The organism is Novimethylophilus kurashikiensis, from assembly GCF_003112435.1.
In the GTDB taxonomy this organism is placed as follows: Bacteria; Pseudomonadota; Gammaproteobacteria; order Burkholderiales; family Methylophilaceae; genus Novimethylophilus; species Novimethylophilus kurashikiensis.
The window spans coordinates 507,329-514,653 of record NZ_BDOQ01000002.1; the positions used below are offsets into that span (position 1 = coordinate 507,329).

The window sequence follows — 7,325 nt, forward strand, 5'->3', positions numbered from 1 at the left end:
ATGTATACTCTCGTCAAAATACTAATGTCCGCTGGGCTGATCGTGCTTATTTCCGAATTGGCCAAGCGCGGCGGCTGGATGAGCGCTTTGCTGGCAACTTTGCCATTAACCTCGCTCTTGGCTATAGTCTGGCTTTATGTGGACACGCGCGACACGCAAAAAATCGCCGCGCTTTCCATCGATATTTTCTGGCTGGTGCTGCCGTCGCTCTCGTTTTTCATCGCATTGCCGTGGCTGCTGCGCATGCGGATGAACTTCTGGTTGAGCTTGGCTATATCACTGGCAATCATGTTTGCGTGCTATCTGTTGATGATGGCTTTGCTCAAAAAAATCGGGGTTAATCCTTAACATGAGTCAATTGCAAATCGGCCTGATCTCTTTCGGTGCCCTTATAATCCTGGCGGTGCTGCTGTACAACTGGTGGCAGGAGCGCAACATCAAACGCGAGATGGTGCGCCGTTTCGAAGGGCCTATCGACGATGTGCTCATGGATGAGCTGGCCACCGAGCCCAGGGTCGTGGCTGAAAAATCCAAGCGAGATTTCGACGACGACTTTCATATTGATCCCGCCGCGATTCGCGCGTTGGACGAAGAAATCTCTGCAGTAAAAGTAGAGGTCGTGCCGGAAGCGATCATCGAAGAACCGGTGATTACAGAGATCGAGAACGAAGCCCCACTGGACTTGAAGCTGGACCCAGCCCCCGAACCGGAAATCATCGCGGACGAACTCGAACCCGATCCCTGGATCAGCAACCCCACAGCGCCGCCGGTGCAAAACATCGCGCTGCCGTCCAATGTAGACGAGCAGATCGACGTCATCGCCATCATCACGCCCAACCGCATCTGTACCGGCCAGACCATCCGCGAAGCCTTGCTGCCGCTACCGGCATTTCAGAAATCCGTGCGCTGGATGGGGCGTGACGCCAATGGCGACGCTTATGTCGTGACCAAGGAACACGAGCAGACCGAATTCACTCATATCATCTGTGCGCTGCAACTGGCTGATCGCGGCGGTCCGGCACACGGCGAAGACCTGCGCAATTTCCATGCAAAGGTAGAAGAACTCACCGAACGCGTCGGCGGGGCGCTGGAATGGCGCGAGCACGGCGACCCGCTGCAATATGCGCGCGACCTCGACCAGTTTTGTATCGACGTGGACGTGATGATCAACCTGCAGCTTTCCAGCGGCAGCGGTCCTTTTGCCGGCACAAAGCTGCGCGGCTTGGCAGAAGCGAGCGGCCTCACGCTCAAGGACGACGGCTATTTCCACTTCATTGACGAGCACGGCACTGAGCTTTTCGTGCTCGCCAGCCTGGATCGCCGCCCGTTGACCGTGGAATCGCTGCGTACCTCGATGCTCAACGGCGTCATGCTCATGATGGACGTGCCGCGCGTCGGTAACGGCATCGAAGTGTTCAACCAGATGGTGATGCTGGGGCGCAAGCTGGAAACAGCGCTGGCGACCAAGCTCACCGACGAGAACCAACAGCAGCTGGGTGACAGCGAAATCGACAAGATTCGCCAGCAGCTCAAGGCCATCTATTCGCGCATGCTGTCGCGCCATATCGTACCGGGCAGCTCGGCAGCACTGCGTTTATTCTCGTGATTTTTACCTGACGGAGCCTCATGGCAGTCCCTGAAGCCTCGGCGCAGCGAGCCGCGCAATTACGTGCGGAAATCGAGCGCCATAATTATCTCTACTATGTCCTGGATACGCCCGAAATCCCGGATGCTGAATTCGATCGCCTCTTCCGCGAGTTGCAAGCACTGGAAGCGCAATATCCCGAACTGCAAACCACGGACTCGCCCACCCAGCGTGTAGGGGGTGCCGTACTTTCCGAGCTCACACCGGTGCGCCACAAGTTGCCCATGTTGTCGATCGAGACCGAGACGGACATCACGGCGAACGGTGCACGTGCCTTCGATCTCCGGGTTCGCAAGAAGCTCGGGCTTGAGCCAACCGATCCGGCCATCGAGTATGCGGCCGAACTCAAGTTCGATGGCTTGGCCATGAGCCTGCGCTACGAAAACGGCTTGCTGGTCCAAGCCGCAACGCGTGGGGATGGCGAAGTGGGGGAGGACGTCACTCACAACATCCGTACCGTTAGACAGATTCCTCTGCGCTTGAAGGGCGACGTGCCCCCCGTGCTGGAAGCACGCGGCGAGGTCTACATGAGCCGCCCGGATTTCGAACGCTACAACGAGCGCCAGCGTGCACAGGGCAAGGCGACACTGGTCAATCCGCGCAACGGTGCGGCGGGCAGCATCCGCCAACTCGATTCCAAACTGGCAGCACAGCGGCCGCTGTCGTTTTTCGTCTACGGGCTGGGCGAAACCGTGGGCTGGAACCTCCCGGCCACTCACGGCGAACTGCTGGACGCCTTGCAGGCATTCGGTTTTCCTGTATGCCGGGAACGCATCGTAGGCAAGGGGCCGGAAGCCCTGGTGGCTTTTCATGAAGCCGTTGCGGCTAAACGCGACAGCCTACCGTACGACATTGACGGCGTGGTCTACAAGGTTAACAGCCTGGCGTTGCAGCGCGAATTGGGCTTCCGCTCGCGCGAGCCGCACTGGGCTGTGGCGCACAAGTTCCCGGCGCAGGAAGAAATGACGACGGTACTAAACATCGACGTTCAAGTCGGCCGCACCGGGGCCATTACGCCGGTGGCGCGACTGCAGCCTGTGTTCGTCGGCGGCGTCACCGTCACCAACGCCACTTTGCACAATCAAGACGAAATCGACCGCAAGGACGTGCGAATCGGCGATACGGTCATCGTACGGCGCGCCGGGGACGTGATTCCAGAAGTCGTCTCGGTCATCCTCAATCGACGCCCGAATGATGCCCAGGCTTACAATTTGTTGGATGCCATCGGCCATGCCTGCCCAGTGTGCGGTTCGCATGCCGTTCGCCTGCCGGATGAGGCCGCCGTGCGCTGTACCGGAGGGTTGTTCTGCGCCGCCCAACGCCGGCAGGCCATCCTGCATTTTGCAGGCCGCCGTGCGATGGATATCGAAGGACTGGGCGACAAACTGGTGGAGCAACTGGTCGATCACGACCATGTTCACCGGCTTTCGGATATTTACCGCCTCGACTTGCCTACGTTAGCCGGTCTTGAGCGCATGGGCGAAAAGTCCGCTCAGAATCTGCTCGACGCCATCGAGAAAAGCCGCAGCACTACGCTGGCGCGATTTATTTATGCCCTGGGTATCCGCAACGTGGGAGAAGCCACGGCTAAGGATCTCGCTCGCCATTTCGGCGCGCTGGAACCGCTCATGAACGCTGACATCGAGGCCTTGCAGCAAGTGTCGGACGTCGGACCCATCGTCGCCGAGTCCATCCAGCAGTTTTTCGCCGAAACACATAACCGCGACATCATCGGGCAACTGCGCGAACTGGGCGTACATTGGGAAGAGGGCGCGCCTGCGACCAATCAATCCGGCGTTTTCATCGGAAAAACCCTGGTCCTGACCGGCACGCTGCCGACCTTGTCTCGCGATGAGGCCAAGGAGAAAATCGAAGCCGCCGGCGGTAAGGTCGCGGGCAGCGTATCCAAGAAAACCGATTACGTGGTGGCCGGGGCTGAGGCAGGCAGCAAGCTTGCCAAGGCAGAGGAGCTCGGCGTTACCATACTCGACGAAGCCGCATTGCTGGAAATGCTGGGGGGAAACGCATGACCATGCCGCAAACGACTATCGAACAAGTAATCGCCATTGCCCGACAGGCAGGCGAGGCGATCATGCAGCACTATCAGGCAGGCATCGAGGTGCAGCGCAAGGAAGACAATTCGCCGCTCACCCAGGCCGACCTGGCCGCGCACAAGATCATCGAAGCCGGGCTTTCCGCCCTGGTGCCCGATCTACCCGTGCTCTCCGAGGAGTCGGCCGCCATTCCGTTCGCCACGCGTCGGCAATGGGATAAATACTGGCTGGTCGATCCGCTGGATGGCACGCGCGAATTCATTAAACGAAACGGCGAATTTACGGTCAATATTGCGCTGATCGAGCATCACCAGCCGGTGATGGGCGTGGTATACGCCCCGGCCCTCAACCTGCTGTTTTATGCAGCCAAGGGATACGGCGCGTTCCGGCAGTTCGGCCACAAGCCGCCGCAGCCGATCAAGGCTCGCGAATTCGAGTCCTACCAGGTGACAGTTGCTGGTAGCCGTTCGCATGCCAGCGAAGAGTTGCTGCGGTTTCTGGACCGCATGGGCCCGCATATCCTCATCAGCATGGGAAGCTCGCTCAAAATCTGCCTGGTCGCAGAAGGGCGCGCCGACGTGTATCCCCGCCTGGGGCTGACCTCGGAATGGGACACGGCGGCCGCGCAATGCGTCCTGGAAGAAGCCGGCGGCAGGCTGGTCGGCATGGATGGGCAGCCGTTCAAATACAACCTGAAGGAGTCGCTGCTCAACCCGCATTTCTTTGCGGTAGGGTCGGGCGACCACGATTGGACGCAATACTTATGATTAAAAACAAGGCATTGCTGATTTTTCTTGCAGCGTTACCTAACATTGTGCTGGCGGATGATGCTGGTCAGGCTTGCCAGAAAGCGCTTAACACCGGGGACTTCGCTCGCGCTGCTGAAGCTGGAAAACAAGCCAAAGATTATGATGGCGTGATGTGCCGCGGCAAGGCTCAACTCGCCAGCAATGATTTTATACGCGCTGTCACCTCGTTTGCCGAGGCCGAGAAGGCGACCAAGGATGATTTTCAGCAGATGCTTGCCGTGACCTTCCAGGCACGGGCACTGCAAGGTGCCGAAAAGGCCGATGAAGCCCTAGCCAGTTACGACCGCAGCTTGCAAATTGCTCAGCAGATCAAGCAGCAGCAGGGCATCATGGTTAACCTGAATGAAGGCGGCCAACTCCTTCAATCGAAAGGAGATACCAAGGGAGCGCTGGAACGTTTCTTGAAAGCAGCCCCCAGTGCTGCCAACGATAATGAGCGCTCCGAATGCAATCAGTTGATTGCTTCCGCCTACAGTGAATTAGGCGAGCACGACAAGGCTATCGAATACCAACTGAAGAGCGTATTGATGGAAGAGCGAAGCGGGGACGCCGACCACTACCTCAACGCTCGCGTAGAACTAGCGGCAATCGCCACCAAGGCCAAGGATTTTGCCCGCGCCGAACGTGAACTCAACGAGACCTTCAAGCTGGCGCAGGGGGCGGGCAGCGATTATTGGCAAGCGCGCACCATGCTGTATCAAAGCCGCATGGAACGGGCTCGCGGCAATACGGAACAGGCGAAGTCCTTGTTGCAAAACGCACTCGGCCTTTCCAACAAGATCGGTGCCCAGGCGCTGGGCAACCAGATCGCGTTGGAATTGAAGCAGTAAATCAGCGCTTATTGAATTTTTTCTTATCCGAAAACTTCTTCTTGTCAGAAGTTTTTCGGGTATCAGCTCCAGGGCGCTGCTCGTCGCGGCGCCCTTCGTATTTTTGCTTGCGCGGTTTTTCCTCGCGCCAATCACCGCTTTGTTCCGCCAAGCTCAGGTTCATCGGTCGCTGCCGCACGCGGGCCTTCTTGAGTTGCATGAGGATTTCCTTGGGCATGCCGTCGGGTAGTTCCACCGTACTGTAGTCGTCATACAGGGCAATACGTCCAATATACTTGCTTTCGATACCGCCTTCGTTGGCGATAGCGCCGACGATATCTTTGGGGCTGGCATCCTGGTTGCGGCCGACTTCGAGGCGATAGAGCACCATTTTGACTTGTGAAAAATCGCCTTTAGTACGCTGTTTTTTATCGAACCTTTCCTTTCTCTCTTCGCGTGGCTCCGGTGCAAATTCGGCCTTCGGCGCCTTTTTATCGACCAGCTGCAAAGGGCGCTCTTTCTGCACCATGCACACCAGCGCCGCGGCGATCTCATGGGCGCTGATGTTCTGTTCCTGCTCAATCTGAGCCACAACCTCGCCGAAGAATTCCAGGCCTTCCGTATTGATCACGTCCAGCACTTGTTGCTTGAACTGTGTAATGCGGCGGTTCTCTACGGCTTCCAGCGTTGGCAGTACCAAAGGCTCGATTTTCTGTTTGGTGGCTTTCTCGATGGCCTTGAGCATGCGCATTTCGCGTGGCGAAACGAACAAGATAGCGTTGCCGGTCCGGCCTGCGCGCCCCGTACGGCCGATACGGTGCACATAAGATTCGGTATCGTAGGGAATGTCGTAATTAATGACGTGCGTGATACGCGAGACGTCGATGCCTCGCGCCGCCACATCGGTCGCCACGACGATATCCAGCGAGCCTTCCTTGAGTTGCTCAATGACGCGCTCGCGTAGCGGCTGGGTCATGTCGCCATGCAATGCTGCTGCGCCATAACCGCGGGCTTCCAGTTTTTCAGCCAGTTCGACCGTGGCAGTTTTGGTGCGTACGAAAATAATCGCCGCTTCGAATTCGTTTTCCACCTCCAGGATACGCGTCAACACATCCAGCTTATGCAGGCCGCTCACTTGCCAATATCGCTGGCGAATGGCTTCGACGGTCGAGGTGGCGCTCTTGATCTTGACCTCCAGCGGGTCGCGCAAATGCTTGTGTGCAACACGCCTGATCGGGTCCGGCATGGTGGCCGAGAACAGGGCGGTTTGACGGCTCGAAGGCGTATGTTCGAGGATCCATTCCACGTCGTCGATAAAACCCATCCGCAGCATTTCATCAGCCTCGTCCAGGACGAGGGTGCGCAAATGCTCAAGTAGCAGGCTGCCGCGCTCAATATGATCCATAACCCGGCCAGGGGTCCCGATCACGACATGCACGCCGCGCTGCAAGGGGCGCAATTGCAGGAAGATGCTCTGACCGCCGTAGATCGGCAGCACGTGAAAACCGGGCAAATGTCGCGCATAGCTCTGGAATGCTTCGGCCACCTGAATTGCCAGTTCCCGTGTAGGTGTCAGAACCAGGACTTGCGGGCGCAAATCGCTTAAATCAAGGTTTTCAAGCAAGGGCAACGCAAAAGCCGCCGTCTTGCCAGTACCGGTCTGCGCCTGTCCCAGAATATCCCGACCATCCATCAACGGCGGTATGCAAGCCGCCTGGATAGGCGAAGGCGTCTCGTAGCCGATTTCCTCCAGGGATTTTAGAAGCCCGCTGGAAAGGTCCAACTGGTCGAAGCGTTCAATCTGGGTAGCCATGCGATATTTTCCATGAATCGGCATAAAGCCGAAGGTGAAGTGATATCGACATTATAAGGGATGCAGCCGGCTAACCCCTGATATCCCAACTGGCTAGACGTAAAGACAAGAGAGGGTGTTGATTCGCCGGAATGAATGCTAGTTATTTTCCATGCATCCATTATTTAACATAATATACATTATGCGAAGTGACGC

At 57.5% G+C, this 7,325-nt stretch carries 6 protein-coding genes; 5 read left to right on the forward strand and 1 reads right to left on the reverse strand.

Annotated features, from left to right (window positions below):
- From NMK_RS03555 to NMK_RS03575, 5 genes are read left to right on the forward strand one after another with little or no spacing between them, the layout of a single operon-like run.
- The gene (locus NMK_RS03555; RefSeq protein ID WP_109014362.1) at positions 1 to 348 is read left to right on the forward strand and encodes a DUF3147 family protein; all 348 of its coding nucleotides are present in this window, start codon (positions 1 to 3) and stop codon (positions 346 to 348) included.
- Between the two features lies 1 nt (position 349).
- The gene (locus tag NMK_RS03560) at positions 350 to 1,606 is read left to right on the forward strand and encodes a cell division protein ZipA C-terminal FtsZ-binding domain-containing protein (RefSeq protein WP_109014363.1); all 1,257 of its coding nucleotides are present in this window, start codon (positions 350 to 352) and stop codon (positions 1,604 to 1,606) included.
- A gap of 20 nt (positions 1,607 to 1,626) precedes the next feature.
- The gene (gene ligA, locus NMK_RS03565) at positions 1,627 to 3,675 is read left to right on the forward strand and encodes an NAD-dependent DNA ligase LigA (protein ID WP_109014364.1); all 2,049 of its coding nucleotides are present in this window, start codon (positions 1,627 to 1,629) and stop codon (positions 3,673 to 3,675) included.
- 2 nt (positions 3,676 to 3,677) lie between these two features.
- Positions 3,678 to 4,466 carry a 3'(2'),5'-bisphosphate nucleotidase CysQ gene (gene cysQ / locus NMK_RS03570; RefSeq protein ID WP_370848366.1) on the forward strand — a complete coding sequence of 263 codons (789 nt, stop codon included), beginning with the start codon at positions 3,678 to 3,680 and terminating at the stop codon, positions 4,464 to 4,466.
- Positions 4,463 to 5,338 (forward strand): tetratricopeptide repeat protein, encoded by an 876-nt coding sequence (locus NMK_RS03575; protein WP_109014366.1) that lies wholly within the window; start codon positions 4,463 to 4,465, stop codon positions 5,336 to 5,338. The genes cysQ and NMK_RS03575 overlap by 4 nt, the downstream gene beginning before the upstream one ends.
- Before the next feature lies 1 nt (position 5,339).
- Here NMK_RS03575 and NMK_RS03580 read toward each other — a convergent pair whose 3' ends face one another.
- On the reverse strand, positions 5,340 to 7,130 hold the full coding sequence (locus NMK_RS03580) for a DEAD/DEAH box helicase (RefSeq protein WP_109014367.1): 1,791 nt from the start codon (positions 7,128 to 7,130) through the stop codon (positions 5,340 to 5,342).
- Between the last annotated feature and the right edge of the window lie 195 nt (positions 7,131 to 7,325).

Excerpts from the sequence above, each read along its gene's own strand:
- NMK_RS03555 (WP_109014362.1), top strand. The coding sequence starts at position 1 with ATGTATACTCTCGTCAAAATACTAATGTCCGCTGGGCTGATCGTGCTT.
- NMK_RS03560 (WP_109014363.1), top strand. The coding sequence starts at position 350 with ATGAGTCAATTGCAAATCGGCCTGATCTCTTTCGGTGCCCTTATAATC.
- ligA (WP_109014364.1), top strand. The coding sequence starts at position 1,627 with ATGGCAGTCCCTGAAGCCTCGGCGCAGCGAGCCGCGCAATTACGTGCG.
- cysQ (WP_370848366.1), top strand. The coding sequence starts at position 3,678 with ATGCCGCAAACGACTATCGAACAAGTAATCGCCATTGCCCGACAGGCA.
- NMK_RS03575 (WP_109014366.1), top strand. The coding sequence starts at position 4,463 with ATGATTAAAAACAAGGCATTGCTGATTTTTCTTGCAGCGTTACCTAAC.
- NMK_RS03580 (WP_109014367.1), bottom strand. The coding sequence starts at position 7,130 with ATGGCTACCCAGATTGAACGCTTCGACCAGTTGGACCTTTCCAGCGGG.